The organism is Aeromonas sp. QDB20 (assembly GCF_027707805.1).
In the GTDB taxonomy this organism is placed as follows: Bacteria; Pseudomonadota; Gammaproteobacteria; order Enterobacterales; family Aeromonadaceae; genus Aeromonas; species Aeromonas dhakensis.
In genome coordinates this window covers 54,677-74,676 of record NZ_JAPCJC010000014.1, presented here as the reverse complement: position 1 = coordinate 74,676, position 20,000 = coordinate 54,677, and the positions used below count along the sequence as shown (strand labels likewise).

The window sequence follows — 20,000 nt, the reverse complement described above, 5'->3', positions numbered from 1 at the left end:
CAGCCACTTCTGGGGACAACGCCCCAGGCGTTTGGCGTATCCAACAACGGCAGGATATTTATCCTGCCGTTGTTGTTTTCCTATCTCGCCGCCTGATCAACCAGATAGAGGATGCTGTGATAGGGAATGCCGGCGTGCTGGCTCAGCCCCATTTCGCAGGTGCGGCTGTTGCTGAAACCCTGACGGCAATCGGCGGGGACCAGGGTGGACAGGCTGGCGAGGGCCGCGGCGTTGAGCTCCGGGGTCATCAACCCCTTGTCACCGGCAAAGCCGCAGCACTGGATATGCTCAGGGATTATCACCTCGCGGGCACAGGCGCGGGCCAGCGCCAGCATCTTATCCCCCAACCCCATGCGCCGGCTGCTGCAGGTGATATGGAGCATCACTGTCTCATCGATGGGGGTCAGCTCAAGGTGGGGCAGCAGGTGCTCCAGCACAAAGGCGGATGGCTCGAACACCTGAAGGCCCTTGCCGAGCGACCCCGAGAGCAGCCGTTGCACGCAGGGGCTGGTGTCGAGCAGCACGGGCCAGCGGCCCTGCTCGCTTGCCTGCCACAGGGCCTCGGACAGCTCACTGCGCTTGGCTTCCGCTACCTCGACCATCCCCTTGCTGTCATAAGGCATGCCGCAGCAGAGCCCCTCAACTCTCACCGGCACTATGACCCGGCAGCCCGCCTTCTTGAGCAGGGATTGCACTACCTGTGGCAGTGACGGGGCCTCCTCCTGCTGGCCGAACACCCGGCTCGCGCAGGACGGCAAATAGACCACAGCGCGATCCTCTCCAATGCCCTCATTGGATCCGCCATGGCTCCCCTCCCCTTGCGGCCACAGGTAGCGGCTCGGCCCCGGCAGGGTCGGCAGCCAGGCGGGGGTGCGCTGGCCGCTCAGATGGCGAACCCCGTTCACCAGCCCAGCCAGCGCCTTGTCTCCCAGCACCTTGCCCGCAATGGCTTTTAGGCCCAACGCACCGCGGGCCGTACGGGTAACGCCAGCGAAGTGATCGGCGCTCCAGCGGGCGATGGGCACGAAGCGCTGGTATTTGTCAGTGCGCAACTTCTTGATCAGGCTGCCGGTGTTGATGCCCACCGGGCAGCGATCGGCGCAGAGCCCGGTCGCTGCGCAGGTGTCGATACCCTGATAGTCAAACAGCCGGGCCAGCTGGTTGGAGGGCTCATCGGCACGATTGCGGCGGGCCAGTTCGCGATAGAGCACGATGCGCTGGCGTGGCGACAGCGACAGGGTGCGCGAGGGGCAGACCGCCTCGCAAAAACCGCACTCGATGCAGGGATCGACGATGGCATCGCTCGCCGGCATGGGCTTGAGGTGGGCCAGATGGGCCTTGGGGTCGTCGTTGATGATGACGCCGGGATTGAGCAGGCCATCGGGGTCGAGCAGCGCCTTGATGCGGCGCATCAGCGCCATCCCCTCCGGCCCCCATTCCAGCTCCACATAGGGGGCCATGTTGCGGCCGGTGCCGTGCTCGGCCTTGAGCGACCCGCCAAAGCGCACCGCGACGAGCTCCGCTACCGCATCCATAAAGGCGCCATAGCGGGCCACCTGCGCCGGATCCTCGAACCCCTGGGTAAAGACGAAGTGCAGGTTCCCCTCCAGCGCGTGGCCGAAGATGATGGCCTCACCGTATTCGAAGCGATCGAACAGGGCTTGCAACCCCGCCACCCCCTCCGCCAGACGTTCGATGGGAAAGGCAACATCCTCGATGATGACGGTGGTGCCTGTGGTGCGCACCGCCCCCACCGCCGGGAAGAGCCCCTTGCGAATGGCCCACAGGCCCGCGCTGTCGGTAGTAAAAGGCACAGAGGCAACCTGGGCGAACTCGGCCGCCATGGCCGTCACCTGCTCGCAGCGATCCACCAGCTCCTCTTTCGATTCCCCATGCACCTCGACAAGCAGGGCGCAGGCAGCCAGATCCAGCGTCTTGATAAAGTCCGGCAGGCCGGGCTTGCCCGCCACCGAGCGAAGGGAGCGCCCATCCATCAGCTCCACCGCCGCCACCGGGGCAGCTTTAAGGCGCGAGGTGGCCAGACACGCCTGCTCGGCGTCCCGGAACACCAGCAGGGCCGAGGCCTTGTGGGGGTATTCGGGCACGGTGTCGAGCACCACCTCGGCGATAAAGCCGAGGGTCCCCTCCGAGCCAATCATCAGGTGGGTGAGGATATCGATGGGATCCTCATGGTCGAGCAGGGCGTTGATGGCGTAGCCGGTGGTGTTCTTGAGCCGGTACTTGTGGCGAATTTTGGCGGCAAGCTCGGTATTGGCCAGCACCTCGGCACGCAGGGCGGCGAGCCCCGAGAGCAGCTCCGGGCGCCTGGTCGCCAAGGCGGCGCGGCTCTGCGGATCGCCGCTCTCCAGCACGGTGCCATCGGCCAGCAGCAAGGTCATGGCGTGCAGGGTGTGATAGCTGTTGTGGGCGGTGCCGCAGCACATGCCGCTCGCGTTGTTGGCGGCGATGCCGCCGAGCTTGCAGGCGTTGATGGAGGCGGGATCCGGCCCAATCTTGCGCCCCAGAGGCGCCAGATAGCGGTTGGCATCGGCGCCGATCACCCCGGGTTGCAGGGCGATGCGAGCGCCCTCGTCCAGAATGCGGTGGCCGCGCCAGCTGTCGGTCAGGGTGATGAGCACAGAATCGCTCAGGGCCTGGCCCGAGAGGCTGGTGCCGGCGGCGCGAAAGGTGCATGGCAGGTGCAATTCGCGGCACACCTCTAGCACGAAGCGCACTTCATCGAGGGAGTCGAGGCGCACGATGCGCTCGGGCACCAGCCGGTAGAAGCTGGCGTCCGTGCCGTGGGCGAGGCGCAAGTCCGGGTCACTCACCAGCCGCTCCGGCGGAATACGCGAGAGCACGGCGGCATCAAACTGGTTCCAAGGCATCAGCAATCCTCCACCAGCACTACCAGCAGGCGGCTCGGGCCGTGGGCGCCGTAGGCCAGGGTCTGCTGGATGTCGGCGGTCTTGGAGGGGCCGGAGACCAGCAACAGATTGGTGGGCATGGCCTGCTGCCAGCGCCCGGCCTCCACCAGCCCCGCCAGGTTGTCGGCGATGGTGGAGGCCGCCAGCAGGGCGATATGGCAGGGTGGCACCAGGGATAGGGTGCGCGGCTCACCGCTATCCGGCAGCAACACCAGCGTCCCGGTATCGGCGATGGCCCCCGCGCAGTGGGTGATGCCCGCCTGACAGACGTCAAACAGCTCGTCTTTCCAGCCGGCGAACTCCCCCGCCGGGGTCAGCACAGAGCGCCCGGCGTTGGCGGCCGCGACCGCCGCCTGCCAGCGGCCGCCCTGGCCACAGGCCAGATGCGTCACTCCCTCTTCATCCAGCCAGGCGGCCAGATCCTGGGCCAGGGTCGCCTCCTTGACGGTGAGGATCTCGGCGTGGCTGGCGGTGATCATGCCAAGAAAGCGCTCACGCCGCGCGTTGTCATCTTCCCCGCGCCAGGGCTGCCAGCCATGGGGGGCGTGGGCAATGGGGGTGGCGCCGCCGCGCAGGCGGTTCAAGATAGCCTCTTTGCTCGACATCTCAGGACTCCTTTTTCTTCTGGCGCAGCAGGGCGTGCAGGCTCTGGGGGGCGGGTTTGGGGGCTTCGCGGCACTGGGTCCAGGGGCCAAGATGCTTTGGCATCAGCCCACGCAGGCGACCGGCCACACCGGTCGCGGCGTGATAGAGGCGCGGGTGGGTGGCGGCAAAGGCAAAGCCCTGCATGGCAAGCGTCTCGAGCCGGCTCCTGGCCGCCCCCTGCCCCGCCAGCGGTTCGTGACCGGGCTGGGCGTCGTGCTTGGCCTCCCGGCGCAGGCGCTGCAACAGGTCGGGAATGGGGATGCGCACCGGGCACACCTCGCCGCAGGCACCGCACAGGCTCGAGGCCGTCACCAGATCGCTCGTGCTTTCCAGCCCCAGCAGGTGGGGGGAGACTATCTTGCCGATGGGACCCGGGTAGATGGTGCCGTAGGCGTGACCGCCGATGCGGGTGTAGACCGGGCAGTGGTTCATGCAGGCGCCGCAGCGGATGCACTGCAGGGTCTTGCGCAGCTCTTCGTCCCGATAGGCCTGGCTGCGGCCGTTGTCGAGCAGCACCAGGTGCACCTCGTCCGGGCCGTCCAGCTCCCCTGCCCGGCGCGGGCCGCTGATGACGTTGAAATAGGTGGTGATGGCCTGGCCGGTGGCCGAGCGGGTCAGGGCGCTGTAAAGCGGCGGCACATCGGATAAGAACTCCACCACCTTCTCGATGCCGGTGATGGCCACGTGGACCTTGGGCACAGTCGTGCACATGCGCCCGTTGCCCTCGTTCTCCACCAGACAAAGGCTGCCGGTCTCGGCCACCGCGAAGTTGACGCCGGAAAGCCCCATGCCGGCGCGGCGAAACTCTTCGCGCAGGGCCCGCCGTCCGGTCTGGATCAGTTCGTCCACGTCCGTGGTGGGGGTGAAGCCTTCCAGGTTGCTTGCGAAGGTGTCGCTCACCTCCTGCTTGTTCTTGTGAATGGCGGGCATGATGATGTGGGACGGGGTATCGCCGTCGAGCTGGACGATAAACTCCCCCATATCGCTCTCAAGGCAGCGGATGCCGTGGCGCGCCATCTCGTGATTGAAACCCACCTCCTCGCTCACCATGGACTTGCCCTTGACGATGCTGCTCACCCCGTGCTGCTGGGCGATGCCGAGGATGATGGCGTTGGCCTCATCCGGCGTCTGGGCCCAGTGCACCCGGATGCCGTTGCGCTCGCAGTTGGCTTCGAGTTGCTCCAACAGTTCCGGCAGACGCGAGAGGCAGCGCTGGCGGATCTGCTCGGCCGCATCGCGCACCGCCGCTTCTTCCTGCGGGTTGGCGAAGGCGTCGCGGCGCTTGCCGCGCAGGTAATCCATGGCGCCGCGAAAGTTCTGGCGCAGCACGGGGTCGGCCAGGGCCGCCTCTGCCTGAGGATGGAAGCGGCGCGGCGAATACTTGGCGTGCTCACTCATGATGGGCCCCCTGTTTTTGCGCTTGTAAACCTTGATCCACCGGCTCGCTATGGGCGAGCAGGAAGCTGGCCAGATGGGTGGCGGGAAGCCGCTTGCCCTGATAGGCCAGGGATCCCTTGATGTTCAAGAGGCACCCCCAGTCGGCACTCACCAGGGTATTGGCGCCGGTGGCCAGCAGGTGGCGGGTCTTGTCCTCCACCATGGCCTGGCTGATGTGGGGATGGCGCACCGAGAAGGTGCCGCCAAAGCCGCAGCACTCGCTCTCGTAGGCCTGTTCATGCAAGGTGACGCCCTCGAGCTGCCCCAGCAGGCTGCGGGCCGTGGTGTGCACCTGCATCTCGCGCCGGGCCGAGCAGGAGGTGTGCATGACGATGCTCGCCCTCCCCACCCCGTGCCAGCGCACCCGGCAGACCCGGGCCAGAAACTCGGTGAGCTCGAACACCCGCTCGCAAAACGCCGCCACCTCGGAGCTGTCCGGGAAGAGGCGAGCATAGTGATGGTGCATCATACCGCCGCAGGAGCCAGACAGCACCACCACCGGCCAGGGCTCGGGGAAGAGCGCCATCTGGCTTTGCGCCACCTGGCGCGCCTCCTCCTCGTGACCCGAGGTGTAGGCCGGCTGGCCGCAGCAGGTCTGTTTCTCGACAAAGTGCACCCTTATCCCTTCCCGCTCGAGCAGGGCGATGGCATCGAGCCCCGCCACCGGGTCGAACAGATCCACCAGACAGGTGGCGTAGAGATAGACATCGGCCGGCTTGGCCGGATAGACCCGCATTACCTTCATCACTTGCTCTCCTTTACTTCAACTGCAGCAGTGCGTCCGAGACGTGGAAGCTGTACATGAGCGCCAGCCCGATAAGGCCGGTGACCAGCAGGTAGTAGAGGGTCGGCAGCGCCGTCTTGCGCAGCGTCGCCCCCTCGCGACCCAAGAGACCCACGGTGGCCGAGGCCGCCACCACGTTGTGGATGGCAATCATGTTGCCAGCCGCCGCGCCCACGGCCTGCAGGGCCAGCATGGCGGCGGTGGAGACCCCCAGGGTCTGCGCCACCTCGAACTGGAACTGGCTGAACATCATGTTCGACACCGTGTTGGAGCCGGCGATAAAAGCCCCCAGCGCGCCTATAGTGGCACTCAGGGCCGGGAAGAACTCCCCGACCAGCCCCGCAGCAAAGTTCGCGGTGGTCACCGGCATGCTGGCGAGATCCGCCCCGTTGACGCCGGAGTTAATGAAGATGCGCACCATGGGCACGGTGAAAATCAGCACGAAGCCGGCGCCAATCAGGGTGCGGCTCGACTCGCTCACGGCGCGGCCGAGAGGCGCCAGGGCGCGGGCCTGAATGAGGGTGGCGAGCAGGGCGCAGAACACCAGCAGACCCCCCGGCAGGTAGAGCGGCTCAATCGACGCGCTGACCCCCTTCTCCCCCAAGAGGTCTGTAAAGACGAGGCTCACCGACAGGAGGCTGGCCTTGAATTCCGGGCTCACCCGGCTGGCCACCAGCAGGAGGGCCAGCGCCACATAGGGGAGCCAGGCCAGCAGCAAGGACATGGGGCGGCCGGCGGCCTCTTTGAGATCGAGCTTGAGGGATCCCAGCCACTCGGCGGGCCACTCTTTCTCCGGAGCGAAATCCCAGGAGTTCTTGGGCACCAGGAAACCGCGTCGCGCCGCCGTTACCACCAGGGCCAGTCCCACCAGGCCGCCGATGAGGGACGGGAACTCGGGGCCGAGCAGCATGCCGGTGAGGGCATAGGGCACGGTGAAGGCGAGCCCCGCGAAAATCGCAAACGGCAGGATGGAGAGCCCCTCGGTCCAGCTGCGGTTGCGGCCGAAGAAGCGGGTCAGCATCATCACCATCAACACCGGCATCAGGGTACCGACGGTGGCGTGAATGAGGGCCACGTTGGTGGTCACCTGCTGCAGGTAGATGTCCCAACTGCTGCCGCCGGCGCTCAGGGTGTGGCCGATGGCCTGGTTATCCAACCCCTTGTTGATGCCCACCAGGATGGGGGTGCCCACCGCACCGAACGACACCGGGGTGGACTGGATCATCATGCCGAGCAGCACGGCGGCCAGCGCCGGAAAGCCGATGGCCACCAGCAGGGGGGCGGCGATGGCGGCCGGGGTGCCAAACCCCGAGGCCCCCTCGATAAAGGCGCCGAAGCACCAGGCGATGATGATGGCCTGGATGCGCCGATCCGGCGAGATGTTGGTAAAGCCACCGCGAATGGCGCTGATGGCGCCGGTGTGCTTGAGGGTGTTGAGCATCAGGATGGCGCCGAACACTATCCAGAGCACGGTCACCGTGATGATGAGCCCCTGCAGGCTGGAGGCGAGCACCCGGGTCGGGCTCATCTGCCAGCCCCAGAGGGCGATGAATACGGTCAGGATAAAGGCGATGGGCATGGCGCGCTTGGCGGGCCAATTAAGGCCGACCAGCAGCACGGCGGCCACCACGATCGGCGAGAAGGCCACCAGGGCCAACAGGGTGTCTGTCATCATTGCGTCCTTGTCCGAGCGGTGCAGAGGCGCACCTTGTTGTTGTTTTGTTAAGCGGACGTGACCTTACCCTGTTCTTTTTTCGCGATATATGGAAATAATGAACAACATTCGTTCCAAAAATCGATAAATATGGCCAGTACCGACGACCTCATTCTCTTCGCCCAGGTGGTGGAGGCCGGCTCCTTCAGCAAGGTGGCCGAGCAAAATTCCCTGACAAATTCAGTGGTTAGCAAGCGGATCGGGCGTTTGGAGGAAGAGCTCGGGGTGCAGCTGCTCTATCGCACCACCCGCCGGCTCACCTTGAGCGAGGCGGGCAAGGAGCTCTATCAGGGTGCCAAAAATGTGAAGGCCGCCGCACTGGACGCCTTCGACGCCGTGGCGGGATTTGGTGAAAAGGTGAGCGGTCATGTGCGGATGTCGGTGCCCACCATCTCCGGCGAGCTGCTGCTGGCCGATGCGGTGGCCGATTTTTGCCAGCAGCACCCGGGGCTCACGGTGGAGATGTCGCTGGACAACCGCTTCGTCAATCTGGTGGAAGAGGGGTTCGATCTGGTCATTCGCACCGGCTATCTGGATGATTCGAGCCTGATTGCCCGCCACATCCTCGACTCCCAGTGGGTGATCTGCGCCGCGCCCGCCTACGTGCGCCTCTTCGGGGCGCCGCGCGAGCCGTCGGACTTGCTCACCCACAACTGCCTGCGCTACGCCTATCAGAGCACGGGGGCCTCGGAGTGGGCCTTCAAGGGGGAAGAGGGCAACTATCTGCTGTCGGTGTCGGGCAGTTTTTGCACCGACAACGCGGGGGCCCTGCGCAAGGCGGCGCTGGGGGGGCGCGGCATCGTCTATGTGCCGCGCTGCCTGGTCTATCACGATCTGATGAATGGCGAGCTGGTGGATCTCTTCCCCGATCAGGTAGGCAAGAAGCTCGGGATCTACGCCGTCTACCCCTTCACCCGCCAGCCGCCGCGCAAGATCCGACTGCTGATCGAGCATATCCGCCAGCGCTACCTCGATATCGCCCACTACTTTGGCTGACGGGGGATGGCGCTCATCCTGTGTCAACGGGGGGCTTTTTGAGTCGGGCGGCAGCGTTACCTAACATGGCCTCCCCTTCAGCGCGCTGGCTCAAGCCACCAGGGTCGCCTCAAGCAGGCGGTTGGCGCCGGCTCAGACGGGCTGGGCGGTGAGAAAGGCCAGCGACTGGCGGTTGAAGTGCTCGGGCCGCTCCACGTTGCAGACGTGGCCGCAGCCGTCGATGATCTCGAGCCGGCTGTAGGGGTCGCGCGCCACCTGCTCGCGCACCGGCGCCAGGAACATGTGATCCTCCTCCCCCATCACATAGAGGGTGGGAATGGGCAGGGCCCGCTCCTTGAAGTAGCGCATCAGGGGGTTCACCTCGGTGGCGAGGCGAAACCAGCGCTTGAACTCTTTCTGGCATAGCTTGCGCGCCTCGCGCACGAACAGGTTGCGTGACTCCTGATGGTGCTGGCGCGGCATGATGATGAAGGCAAACAGCCGGTAGAGCCACATGTAGGGCAGGATGTGCTGACCGAGACGACCAAGCTGCACCAGCACCCGCGAACGGATGTCGAGTCGCAGGATGGCGCCGCCCAGCACCATGCTCTTGACCCGCTCGGGGCAGAGCTCCGCCAGATGGCGAATGAGGATGGTGCCAAGGGAGATGCCGACGAAGTGGGCGCGGCGAATGTTGAGGTGATCGAGCAGTTGCAGAATATCCTCGGTCACCGCCCGAAAGCTGTAGTGACCCTTGATCACCTGCTGCAGCTTGTGGGACTGGCCGTGGCCGCGCAAGTCCAGCAGCAGCACGTTGAAGTGCTCGCGATAGGCGCGCAGCTGCTTGAACCAGATGGAGGAGCTGCCGCCCGCCCCGTGCACGAATACTACCCAATCCCGCTCGGGACCCAGCTCGAAGGTCTTGTGATACAGCATCTTGCGACTCCCTCATCAACGGCATTGGGGTATAGTAGGCGCGCATCTTAGCAGATTTTTTCACCCGACTAATACGTTTGCACCGCAAGCGGCGAGGAGCATGACCATGGAGTTGACCCGTTTGAGATCCTTTCTGCTGACCCTGCCGGGCGCCCAGGAGGATACCCCCTTCGGCCCTGAAATCCTGGTCTATCGCATCGCCGGCAAGATGTTTGCCCTGCTGGACTGGCAGGCCGAGCCGCTGCGGCTGAACCTCAAGTGCGAACCAGAGCTGGCCCTGCTGCTGCGCGAACTTCACCCTGAGGTCAAACCGGGCTGGCACATGAACAAGCAACACTGGAACACGGTCACCTTCAGCGATGACCTGGCCGACGATCTCTGGCAGGGCTGGGTGCATCACTCCTACGAGCGGGTGGTGGCCGGTCTGCCCAAGGCCAAGCGCCCGCAGGCACCCCAGCGATGAGCCCCGCCATGGCGGCAGAGCCCAGGCTCGTCCAGCTGAACGAGCAGCACATCCCCGCCCTTTGCACCCTGTTCGAGCAGTCGGTGCGAAGGATAGGCCCGCAGCACTACAGCCCGGAGCAGGTGGAGCAGTGGGCCCTCGGCGCCCGTCATCCCGGCTTTGTCGGCCAGCTGCGCGAGCACCACGGCTGGGTACTGGAGCAAAGCGGCGAGCCGCTCGGTTTCGTGACCCTGAGCCAGGATGGCCACCTCAGCCTGCTCTATGTGAGCGCCGATCACCCGCGCCTGGGCTATGGCGGCCTGCTGCTGGCCGCGGCCCTCGCCGAGGCGCAACGACTCGGACTCAAACAGCTGACGACAGAGGCCAGCGCCTTCAGCTATGGGCTATTTTTACGGTATGGCTTTGAGCTGACCGGATTGGAGAGCGTGGAGCGCGGCGGGGTCGGTTTTATCCGTTATCGCCTGCACTGTCGCTTGCCAAGCTAGGTCCAGCCACTAAAATACGCACAGTTTTTCCGTATTGTTGAGGATTGAGGCCCCATGGTTGTAGAAAGCGAAGGCTATATCGCCCTGATTGAGTATCTGGTGGAGAGTCTGGGACTGTTTGAAACCCAGCAACAGAGCAGTGGTGAACAGACCATCGAAGATCTGGTGAGCAGCCGGGTGGCCGGCAACCTGATGGCCATCTGCGAGCAGAATCCGCAGCTCGATCCCAAGTTGCGCTTCGTGATCATGCAGGAAGCCGATGCGGTGGTGGCCGATCTGGAAGAGGTGCTCTCCGCCGTCTGGCTGCGCGCCCCGACCCCGGAGCAGAAAGCCTTCCTCGAAGAGTTCATCGATCTCATCAAGAACCTGTTTGACGGCGCCATCAGCTGAGCGCCGTGGCGAACGTTCGCGTCGCCGCTCTCCCACCATTTTTCGCACCGTAGAAATGAAAAGGGCCGCCTTCATTGGCAGCCCTGCTTGCTAGCATTTCAACTCATCAAGTTTTTCAATGACTTTTATGAATTTCGAGGCAAGAAATGTGTCTGGTCTTGGCCGCCGTCCATGGTGGCTACCAAGTTGGGCAAGCCTGGTTCAAATAAGTTCCTCTCCATGACACATTTTTTTATGATTTTTTTCACTCTCCTGACAAAGCCCGATAAAAAGGCCGCAAAGGCGGCCTTTTTCTTTTCACAAACAATGACGAGTCACAGATACCCGTCATCTTGCCCTAGCGGTTGAGGCTCGGCGGCAGGCAGACGCCGATGCCACCCAGGCCGCAATACCCGTCCGGATTCTTCTCCAGATATTGCTGATGGTAATCCTCGGCATAATAGAAGGGCGCCAGCGGCAGAATGCGAGTGGTGATGGTGCGCCCGTCACCGCTCGCCGTCATCGCCTGCTGATAGGCGGCCAGACTCTGCTGGGCAATCGCTTCCTGGGTGTCATCCCCGAAGAAGATGACGGAGCGGTACTGGGTGCCGATGTCCCCGCCCTGGCGCATGCCCTGGGCCGGATCGTGCTGCTCCCAGAACAGCTTGAGCAGATCGCCATAGCCGATCACCTTAGGATCAAACACCACCTGCACCGTCTCGGCATGACCGGTCAATCCGCTGCACACCTCCTTGTAGGTGGGATTCTGGGTCACCCCCCCCTGATAGCCGGCAGCGGTGGAGTAGACCCCTGGCTGTTGCCAGAACAGGCGTTCCACCCCCCAGAAGCAGCCCATGCCAAACCAGGCCACCGCCATCCCTTCAGGCCAGGGGCCCTGAGTCGGGTGACCATTGACCGCATGCTGCTGGCCAATCACCATCGCCTCGCGGCGTCCCGGCAGCGCGTCTGCCGGCGAAATAATCTGTTCCATGCACCCTGTCCTTGTATAAAAACCTGTGCAACCGCACAGCTGACGAAAAGGAATATCGAAGATAACAGTTTATGGGCCGGGATCAACCTGAGGCGCACCGCCACACCGCTGACGCCCCTGCCCCGCCTGGTATCGCCACCGTTCGTCCTGCCTGACCACCGCGATGACAAAATCACGGCGAATCAATATTTAATCTTGATTTGTGCATTTATTTTCATATATTGAGCCCATTGCTGTTTTTTTATGGAAGAAGCCTCAAGTGCGTGAACGCGAACCCAGCCTGGTCTATGCCTTTCGGCAGTCAACTCCCTACGTCAATGTGCACAGAGGTGCCACCTTCGTGCTGATGATGGGGGGGGAAGCCCTCTGCCACCCCAATTTTGCCAACATCGTCAGCGACATCGCCCTGCTGCAGACCTTGGGCATTCGCCTGGTACTGGTATTCGGCTCCCGCCCGCAAAACGACGAGGCGCTGGCCCGCGCCGGCATCGAGGCCCAGTACCACAAGCGCATCCGGGTCACCGACGATGCCAGTTTCGCCATCATCAAGCAGGTGTGCGGCGGTCTGCAATACGACATCACGGCCCAGCTCTCCATGGGGCTAGCCAACACACCGATGCAGGGTGCCCGCATCAGCGTGGTGAGCGGCAACTTCGTCACCGCCCAGCCGCTCGGGGTGGATGACGGCATCGATTTTTGCCACAGCGGCCGGGTGCGCCGCATCGACGTGGAGGGGATCACCCGCCAGCTCGATCAGAAGAGCCTGGTGCTCATCTCCCCCATCGGCTGCTCGGTCACCGGCGAGAGCTTCAACCTGAGCTCGGAAGAGGTGGCCCGCCGGGTGGCGGTGGATTTGAAAGCGGACAAACTCATCTGTTTCAGCAGCACCCAGGGGGTGATGGACCGTCACGGCGAAGCCATCTCCGAGCTCTTCCCCGAGCAGGCCGAAGAGCTGCTGGTGGAGCTGGAGCAGGCGGGGGAAGAGATGTCCGGCACCGCCCGCTATCTGCGCGCGGCCATCGCCTCCTGCCGCGGCGGCGTGCCTCGCTCCCATCTGGTCAGCTATCAGGATGATGGCGCCATGCTGCAGGAGCTGTTCAGCCGTGACGGCCTCGGCACCCAGATCGTGCGGGAAAGCGCCGAGCAGGCGCGCGCCGCCACCATAGAGGACATCGGCGGCATCCTGGATCTCATCCGCCCGCTGGAGGAGGAAGGCATTCTGGTGCGCCGCTCCCGCGAGCAGTTGGAGATGGAAATAGACAAGTTCACCATCATAGAGCGCGACGGCCTCATCATCGGCTGCGCGGCGCTCTACTGCTTCATGGAAGAGGCGATGGCGGAGATGGCCTGCGTCGCCATCCACCCCGACTACCGCAACTCCAACCGGGGGGATCAGCTGGTGGCCAAGGTGGCCGAGCGGGCCAAACGGCTCGGGATCCGCCGCCTGTTCGTGCTCACCACCCGATCCATTCACTGGTTCCGGGAGCGGGGCTTCGATCCGCTGGAGGTGGAAGATCTGCCGGTGGCTCGCCAGCGCCTCTACAACTGGCAGCGTCGCTCCAAGGTTTTGTCAAAGACAATCGTATAAACCATTGATTTTGCGTTGACTTGGCTGACTTTTTGAACTTTTTCACAAACTCGATTGACAGTGCAATCCAACGCAAGGTATTTCTAAATGCACTCCACCGCCCTGGTGGAGCCAGAAGAGGAGCGCTGCCCAGGCAGCCCGAGGGAGGACACCAGTGTCCGGTGAACTTGGGTCAGGGGGAGCAGCGCCGAGACATCTGAGGCAACTGGATACCTCAGTGTCGGCTGCGGGGGCTGAATCCCCCGGGTTGTCATCGGTAGTGGTCATCCCCCACCGCGCCCCGTCAGGGGCGGGTACGGGATGGGCTCTGCGGGTGGAGTGCTTCTGGCCGGGATAGTTTCGATCATTCCTGCCATTTTCAGCCTCCTCCTCTCTTTTTGCCCGATGGAACCGGATTTTCATATTAAGACAGGAGTAAGCAATGAGCCCGATCAATGTCGCCAAGTTTGGCGGAACCAGCGTCGCCAACGCGGCAGCCATGAACAACTGCGCCGACGTGGTGCTGGCCAACCCGGCCACCCGGGTGGTGGTGCTGAGCGCCAGCGCCGGCGTCACCAACCTGCTGGTGGCACTGGCCCAAGGCGATCTGGACGAGGCGGGCCAAGAGGCGCAGCTGACCAGACTGGCCGAGATCCAGCAGGCCATTCTGGCCGACCTTGGCCACCCGGGCGACGTGAGTGCCCAGATCCACGACCAGCTCGACGAGATCCGCACCATGGCGCGCCAGGCCCATCTGCGTACCGATGCCGAGCTGGCCGACAGGCTCATCGCCTGCGGCGAGCTGATGTCTACCCGCCTCTTTACCGAGCTGCTGCGCCAGCGCGGCGTCAAGGCCCGCTGGCAAGATGTGCGCCAGCTGCTGCGCACCGACAGCCGCTTTGGCAAGGCCAGCGTGGATCTGGCCGCCACCCGTGACCTCTGCCAGCAGACGCTGGGCCCCCAGCTTGGCGACAGCCTCATCATCACCCAGGGCTTTATCGGTGCCGACGGCGATGGCCGCACCACCACCCTGGGCCGCGGCGGCTCCGACTACAGCGCAGCCCTCCTGGCTGAGGCGCTCGATGCCGGCTCCATCGAGATCTGGACCGACGTGCCCGGCATCTACACCACGGATCCGCGCCTGGTCACCCGCGCCCGCCCCATCCCAGAAATCAGCTTCGTCGAGGCGGCCGAGATGGCCACCTTCGGCGCCAAGGTGCTGCACCCGGCCACCTTGCAGCCGGCGGTGCGCCGCGACATCCCGGTGTTTGTCGGCTCTGCCAAGGATCCGGCCGCCGGCGGCACCTGGATCCGCGCCAGCACCCGCACCAATCCGCTGTTTCGCGCCGTGGCCCTGCGCCGCAACCAGGTGCTGGTGACCCTGCACAGCCTCAACATGTTCCACGCCTACGGTTTCCTGGCCGAGGTGTTCGGCATCCTGGCCCGCCACCGCATCTCGGTGGATCTCATCACCACCTCCGAGGTGAGCGTGTCGCTGACCCTGGATCACACCGGCAGCCAAAGCAACGGCGAACCCATCCTCAATGACAAGGTGCTGGCGGAGCTCGGCCAGTTGTGCAAGGTGCAGGTGGAGACAGGGCTGGCGCTGGTGGCGCTTATCGGCAACCGGATGAGCGAGGCGGTCGGGGTGGGCAGTCAGGTCTTTGACGCCATTCGCGAACACAACATTCGCATGATCTGTTACGGCGCCAGCGCCCACAACCTCTGCTTTTTGGTCAAGGAGGACGAGGCGGGCCACATCGTCAACCGCCTCCATCAGGAGCTGCTCGACTAAGGGGCAGACAGCTAGCCAGCATCAACAGAGGGGCCGCCAGGCCCCTCTTTCTATACAGGGTGATTTCTGGATAAGAGATGAGCTTCCCTAGCCCGCCGTAGTCAGCGCCGGCAGCAGGTTGGCCCGGATCTCCTCGCGCAGCCCTTCCAGTCGGCGCAGCAGCGCCCCCTGATCCAGCCCCGCCTCGTCGGGACCCAGGTTGTCCGCCAGTTCGGCGTAGTGTTCGGTCACCGCCTGCTCCAGCCAGTCGAGCCGGCGCAGGGTGAGCGGGCCACAGCTCTTGCCGCTGAGATCGTCGGCAATGTCGAGCCGGTGGCTGCGATACATGTCGCGCCACCAGTTGGCGGCGAGCGCCTCTTCGCTGGCGAGCGCCGATCGCCACTCCCCCAAGAGCCCTTGCAAGCGGGCCAGCACCGGCGCACTCGCCCCCTCCCGAGTCAGGTGCTGCAGCTCCCGCTGCGCCCAATTGACGCACAGGCCGCGCCAGTAGCGAAACTGTGGCAGCGGATCCGGCTCGTCTAGCCACAGGCCAGAGAGGGTGCGGGTCTCCAGCCGTTCCGGTACGTGAAAACCGGGATCGGTGAGGCCGTTGGAGTTGAATTCATGGCGGGGATCGAAGGGCCACATGTAGCCAAAGTCGAACACGCTGATCTGCTGACCGTCATTCAGCAGGTTGCCGGGGCTCGGATCCCAGTCGAACCAGCCCCAGTGGGCCAGCTCCGCCTGCACCGCCAGCATCTGCGCCAGGTTGCGCTCGTTGAGATCATGCACCGGCACGCCCCGCAGCCAGGGGGAGACCAGCACCCCGGCCCGGGCCGAGCCAAAGCTGGTGCAGACCACGTTGGCCAGGATGGTGGGGTGCAACTCCCGCAGGGCCTCTATCTCCCGGCGGCGCTCCAGCTCGGTCAGAAAAGCGGTTCTGCCGTCCACGTTGGCCACCAGGGAGTCGTGCCGGCGCCGCTTCAGGCACCAGTGATGTCCCTCCACCTTGAGGTGGAACACCTCGGCGGTGAGGCCGTGACGATAGACCTTGAGCACGGCCGGATGATCCTCCTTGAGACGCACCAGCTGGGCCACCGAGAGGGGACAGTCCTGCTCGCGCCCGATCCGGATCTCCTCCTTGCTCTCCAGCATGCGGAGCAACCTTGCCTGACGTGCCGCTACTTTGGGATTCATACATGTACCTCCATCCATATTGAGAGACTAAGCAGCAAGGCTGGAGCAGACCAGCGGCAAAGCGTCATGATGACGCTTTCATCACAGAATGAGTGTGCCCCCCGGATCGGGATCACAGTTTGCATGGATCCACTGTCACGCAACCTTCATTGTTTGGTCATTAAATTGACAACAAGGAACAAGCCCATCACCATCGGGTCAAATTAAATGCAGCAGCCATGCATCACCGTCACTCGCTCAAAGGATGAGCCCATATGAAAGCCCCCACTTCAGCGCGCTTGCCAGCCAGGGTCTCCGGTCTCCCCGCCCTGCTGCTGGGCATGCTGGCCGCGCTGCTGTTGCTCACCCTGTTGCTGCCGCAGATCAATCCCGCCAGCTGGCTCGGCCGGGCCCAGCCGCTGGTGCTGGGGCCGGCGGACAACCCCATCGCCACCCTCACCCGTCACGCCCTGCTCTACAAAAGCGACAGCCGCGGTCTCTATCTGGTGGTACGCAGCCAGTGGCAGCTGCGGGGGCCGCTGCAGGAGGGGGACAAGGTCAGGGTGGAGCTGCTCAACGACAGGGGCGAGCGCATCGATCAGCTGAGCCAGCCGGTGGACAAGCGCCAACAGTGCCGCAAGGGGCGCTGCACCCTGGATCTCAACAGCACCCTGCGTGCCCCCGACGACGCCCTGGCCAGCCGCTATCAGCTGCGGATCGGCCTGCTGCTCAAGGAGAGGCCCGAGAGCGGCGAGTTCAGCCAGATCCTGCAGACCCTGCCGGAGCGGGGTTTCAACCTCACCTATCTCTGCACCAGCCTGCTGCTGGTGCTGGCCCTCAGCGCCGCCGTGCTGAAGGTGGTGCTGCCCACCCTCAGGCGCAATCTGCGCTGGCGCATCGCCGGCAGCCTGCTGCTCGGCAACCTCACCTTCGTGCTGCTGCACGGCTTCGTGGTGTTCAAGCTGGGGGAATTTCTGCTCTGGTCAGGCTTTCGTCCCGAGCACTACTACCTCGCCTGGGGCAGCATGGTGCTGGGCTGGAGCCTCTGTGCGCTGGCGGGTTTCAACCTCTATATGGGGCTGGTGTTTACCGCCCTCTCCGGCATCGGCCTCTTGGCGAATTTCATGAAGATCGCCATCTACGGGGTACCGCTCGGGGGGGACGATCTCGGCAACCTGGTGGCGCTGCTGCGCATCCTGCTGGAGCAGCATCCTGTGCTGCCGCTGCTGGGCGGTGCACTCGCCCTCTTCTTGTGCTGGCGCTTCGCCCTGTCACGCTGGGTGCTGCGTACCGCCGCCGCCACCGCCGCCTTCTTTGCGCTGTGCGTGTTTGCCACCCAGACCGGCAACAAGCTGCTGGGGCCCAACATTCGCTACGTGGACAGGGCGGTCAACTACCACAGGGACATCATCCGCTCGGGGCCCGGCCTCTATCTGTTCAACCTGGTGGACGAGATGTTGCAAAGCGGCAGCGTGTTTCGCTATCCCTTGCAGATCAACGAGTTCACCCCTCAGCTCAGCCATGTCAGCCTGAACCAGCCGCCCCGCTTCGATCTGGTGATCGTGCTGCAATATGAATCCCTCTGGCTCGGCTGGCAGGGCAAGATCTGCGCGCCGCCCCCCACCCTGAGCCTGCCGGCCAGCGTGCAGCAGTGGCACAAGACCATCCACTCCCCCACCACCGGCGGTATGACGGTGCTGGCGGAGTTCGAGATGAACACCGGTCTGCCGGTGGGACTGCTCAAGCAAGGGGTGGTGCCCTACTACTACCTCTCGGAGCAGGTGCCGGGTCTGGCGCAGAGTGCGAAGCAAAGTGGCTACCGGACCCTGTTTGCCCACCCCTATGTGGAGAAGTTCTGGGGCCGTGCCAAGGCGATCCCGGCCCTTGGCTATGAGGAGCGCTGGTTCGACAACCGTTTCACCACGCTCGAGCATAAGGGGCTCTATATCTCGGATGATGCGTTGATCGACCACCTGCTCAAGCGCAGCGAGCAGGATGAGCAGCCGCTGTTCGCCTACGCGGTCACCATGCAGGGGCACGGCCCCTTCGACGGGGATCGCTACCAGGCCCAGCAGCTCGACAAGGCCTGCCCGGATCAGAGCGAGGCCGACCGCCAGCTGCTCAACACCTACTACACCGGCGTGGTGGATGCCATGGCGTCGCTGGAGCACCTGCTGACCAGCCTGGATCGCTCAGGCAAACGCTACCTGGTGGTGGCTTTTGGCGATCACCAACCATTCCTGATGTCGGCCGGCAAGGGCATCCACGGTGACAAGCCACCCCGCGATGCCAGCTACCAGATCCCCATGATGGCCTTTGCCCGCGCCGATGACGCCCTCAATCTGGCGACCCAGTTCGACCCGGTGCGCCAGCTCTATCAGATGGGCCAGGCCACCCGTCAGCTGCTGGCGGGTGACATGACCCCTCTCCCGGATCAGGCCCTGCTTCATCCCGTGCTGGGAGAGGAGAAGGGATTCGACGTCTCACCCCTGGTGCCGCAGATCCGCGCCAGCTTCCGGCCCGACGCCCTGCCTTGAGCCCCGTAGCGACGGGATAGATGACAAAGAGGTCGCCCAGGCGACCTCTTTGTCTATGTGCCGATGCGACTATGGCAGGCGAAGAGGGATCACTCGCCGAGCCAGGGCTCGCACAGGGTGAGACGCTGGGCATCGAGATCCAGTTCGGCCTCGATGCCAAGGGGCAGCGTCAGCATGGGGTGGGTGTGGGCGCAGTCATACTCCGCCAGAATGGGGAAGGTCGGCTCCCCCACCACCTCCAGCAGGATGTCGAGCGGCCGCCGGCCGCTGCCCTGACTGTCGAACAGCTCGTGTTTGCCGAGCACCAGGGCACCGATGCGATCAAACACCCCGCACAACTTGAGGTGGGCAAACGAGCGCTCCACCGTCTCAGCCGACTTGAGGCTGTCTTCCAGCAGCAGAATGTCCCCTCGCTCGATGGCCGGCATATAGGGGGAGCCCCAGATCCCCGCCAGGGTGTTGAGGTTGCCGCCAATGAGCCGGCCCCGCACCCGACCAGTGCCCACCGAGATCAGCCGGTTTGGCCGGCACTGCTTGGCCCGGCTCTGCTGCTCCCAGTCAAGCCGCTCCTCGGTCCATTGCGTCGGGGTCGGCACTGTGTGAGGCACGGCGGCGCCAACGGCCTGGCAGATCTGGCGAAAGCCCGCCAGGGTCTCGTCCACCAGCGGCGAGAGCTCGCCAAAGGAAGCCACCAGCGCCGGCCCGTAGAAGGTGACGAGGCCGGTGCGGGCATGAATACCGAGCAGCAGGGCCGTCACATCGGAGTAGCCAATGATGATTTTGGGGTCGCACATGAGCGCATCAAAATCGAGATAGGGCAGCAGGGAGTTGGAGTTGCTGCCGCCAATCACCGACATGATGCAGCGCACCTCTGGATCGCGAATGAGGGCATTGAGCTCGGCAGCCCGGGCGGCGATGGAGCCGGAGCGCCAGTGATCGCGCTGGCCGGTGAGGCTGCCCGCCTTGAGTCTGAAGCCCTGCCCTTCCAGAAACGCCCCGGCACGGGCAAAGCGGTTTGGCGCCCAGGCGGTGGCCGCACTGGAGGGGGAGAAAAAGCCGATGGTATCGCCGGGCTTGAGCCCCGGCGGCTTGAGTATTGTCATCGCAAACGGTCCTGTTCCAGATCTGGCCATCCAGGGCATGGCAGCCACAAGAAAGGACTCATAATAGCCATTAGATGGCCATCAAGGCACCAAGAAAAGATGGCAGATCAGGTAGTA

General features: G+C 64.3%; 16 protein-coding genes and 1 riboswitch. Of the genes, 7 read left to right on the top strand and 9 right to left on the bottom strand.

Annotated elements, in window-relative coordinates:
- Window positions 1-80: 80 nt before the first annotated feature.
- Genes PG897_RS16000 through PG897_RS15980 form a run of 5 tightly spaced genes read right to left on the bottom strand, consistent with a single transcriptional unit; the run spans window position 81 to window position 7,465 of the window.
- A complete protein-coding gene (locus tag PG897_RS16000; RefSeq protein ID WP_201883677.1) occupies window positions 81-2,888 on the bottom strand; it encodes an FAD-binding and (Fe-S)-binding domain-containing protein in 2,808 nt (935 codons plus the stop codon).
- Window positions 2,888-3,532 (bottom strand): LutC/YkgG family protein, encoded by a 645-nt coding sequence (locus PG897_RS15995; RefSeq protein WP_095592563.1) that lies wholly within the window; start codon window positions 3,530-3,532, stop codon window positions 2,888-2,890. Before PG897_RS15995 ends, PG897_RS16000 begins: the two co-directional genes overlap by 1 nt.
- Window position 3,533: 1 nt before the next feature.
- Window positions 3,534-4,970, bottom strand: coding sequence for a LutB/LldF family L-lactate oxidation iron-sulfur protein (locus PG897_RS15990; protein WP_201883676.1), 1,437 nt, complete (start codon window positions 4,968-4,970; stop codon window positions 3,534-3,536).
- Entirely contained in the window at window positions 4,963-5,754 is a 792-nt protein-coding gene (locus PG897_RS15985; protein WP_201883681.1) for a (Fe-S)-binding protein, read from the bottom strand. The genes PG897_RS15990 and PG897_RS15985 overlap by 8 nt, the downstream gene beginning before the upstream one ends.
- Before the next feature lie 13 nt (window positions 5,755-5,767).
- On the bottom strand, window positions 5,768-7,465 hold the full coding sequence (locus tag PG897_RS15980) for an L-lactate permease (RefSeq protein ID WP_201883675.1): 1,698 nt from the start codon (window positions 7,463-7,465) through the stop codon (window positions 5,768-5,770).
- A gap of 60 nt (window positions 7,466-7,525) precedes the next feature.
- Between PG897_RS15980 and PG897_RS15975 the strand changes: the two genes are divergently transcribed.
- Window positions 7,526-8,503, top strand: coding sequence for a LysR family transcriptional regulator (locus PG897_RS15975; protein WP_201883674.1), 978 nt, complete (start codon window positions 7,526-7,528; stop codon window positions 8,501-8,503).
- A 132-nt stretch (window positions 8,504-8,635) separates the two neighbouring features.
- Here the strand turns inward: PG897_RS15975 and PG897_RS15970 are convergent, their stop codons facing one another.
- Window positions 8,636-9,418 carry an alpha/beta fold hydrolase gene (locus tag PG897_RS15970; RefSeq protein WP_010633685.1) on the bottom strand — a complete coding sequence of 261 codons (783 nt, stop codon included), beginning with the start codon at window positions 9,416-9,418 and terminating at the stop codon, window positions 8,636-8,638.
- Between the two features lie 106 nt (window positions 9,419-9,524).
- On the opposite strand from PG897_RS15970, the gene PG897_RS15965 reads away from it, so the two are divergent.
- The 3 genes from PG897_RS15965 to PG897_RS15955 are packed head-to-tail and all read left to right on the top strand — an operon-like array spanning window position 9,525 to window position 10,756.
- Window positions 9,525-9,881, top strand: coding sequence for an MmcQ/YjbR family DNA-binding protein (locus tag PG897_RS15965; protein WP_005302071.1), 357 nt, complete (start codon window positions 9,525-9,527; stop codon window positions 9,879-9,881).
- Window positions 9,878-10,366 (top strand): GNAT family N-acetyltransferase, encoded by a 489-nt coding sequence (locus PG897_RS15960; protein ID WP_010633684.1) that lies wholly within the window; start codon window positions 9,878-9,880, stop codon window positions 10,364-10,366. The genes PG897_RS15965 and PG897_RS15960 overlap by 4 nt, the downstream gene beginning before the upstream one ends.
- A 54-nt stretch (window positions 10,367-10,420) precedes the next feature.
- Complete coding sequence (locus PG897_RS15955; RefSeq protein ID WP_005302076.1) at window positions 10,421-10,756, top strand: DUF3802 family protein; 336 nt, start codon at window positions 10,421-10,423, stop codon at window positions 10,754-10,756.
- Window positions 10,757-11,093: 337 nt separating this feature from the next.
- Here the strand turns inward: PG897_RS15955 and msrA are convergent, their stop codons facing one another.
- Window positions 11,094-11,726, bottom strand: coding sequence for a peptide-methionine (S)-S-oxide reductase MsrA (msrA, locus tag PG897_RS15950; protein ID WP_201881265.1), 633 nt, complete (start codon window positions 11,724-11,726; stop codon window positions 11,094-11,096).
- A 259-nt stretch (window positions 11,727-11,985) separates the two neighbouring features.
- On the opposite strand from msrA, the gene argA reads away from it, so the two are divergent.
- Both argA and lysC read left to right on the top strand, forming a co-directional pair.
- On the top strand, window positions 11,986-13,314 hold the full coding sequence (argA, locus tag PG897_RS15945) for an amino-acid N-acetyltransferase (RefSeq protein ID WP_005302082.1): 1,329 nt from the start codon (window positions 11,986-11,988) through the stop codon (window positions 13,312-13,314).
- Between the two features lie 107 nt (window positions 13,315-13,421).
- Window positions 13,422-13,646: riboswitch (Lysine riboswitch) on the top strand.
- Window positions 13,647-13,735: 89 nt separating this feature from the next.
- Window positions 13,736-15,088 (top strand): lysine-sensitive aspartokinase 3, encoded by a 1,353-nt coding sequence (lysC, locus tag PG897_RS15940; RefSeq protein ID WP_005302086.1) that lies wholly within the window; start codon window positions 13,736-13,738, stop codon window positions 15,086-15,088.
- An 87-nt stretch (window positions 15,089-15,175) separates the two neighbouring features.
- On the opposite strand, the gene PG897_RS15935 is transcribed toward lysC, so the two are convergent.
- A complete protein-coding gene (locus tag PG897_RS15935; protein ID WP_270829196.1) occupies window positions 15,176-16,264 on the bottom strand; it encodes a hypothetical protein in 1,089 nt (362 codons plus the stop codon).
- A 254-nt stretch (window positions 16,265-16,518) separates the two neighbouring features.
- Between PG897_RS15935 and PG897_RS15930 the strand changes: the two genes are divergently transcribed.
- Entirely contained in the window at window positions 16,519-18,780 is a 2,262-nt protein-coding gene (locus tag PG897_RS15930) for an LTA synthase family protein (protein WP_201881263.1), read from the top strand.
- Between the two features lie 89 nt (window positions 18,781-18,869).
- Here the strand turns inward: PG897_RS15930 and PG897_RS15925 are convergent, their stop codons facing one another.
- Window positions 18,870-19,883, bottom strand: a complete 1,014-nt coding sequence (locus PG897_RS15925; RefSeq protein WP_201881261.1) for a S66 family peptidase — start codon at window positions 19,881-19,883, stop codon at window positions 18,870-18,872.
- Window positions 19,884-20,000: the final 117 nt, after the last annotated feature.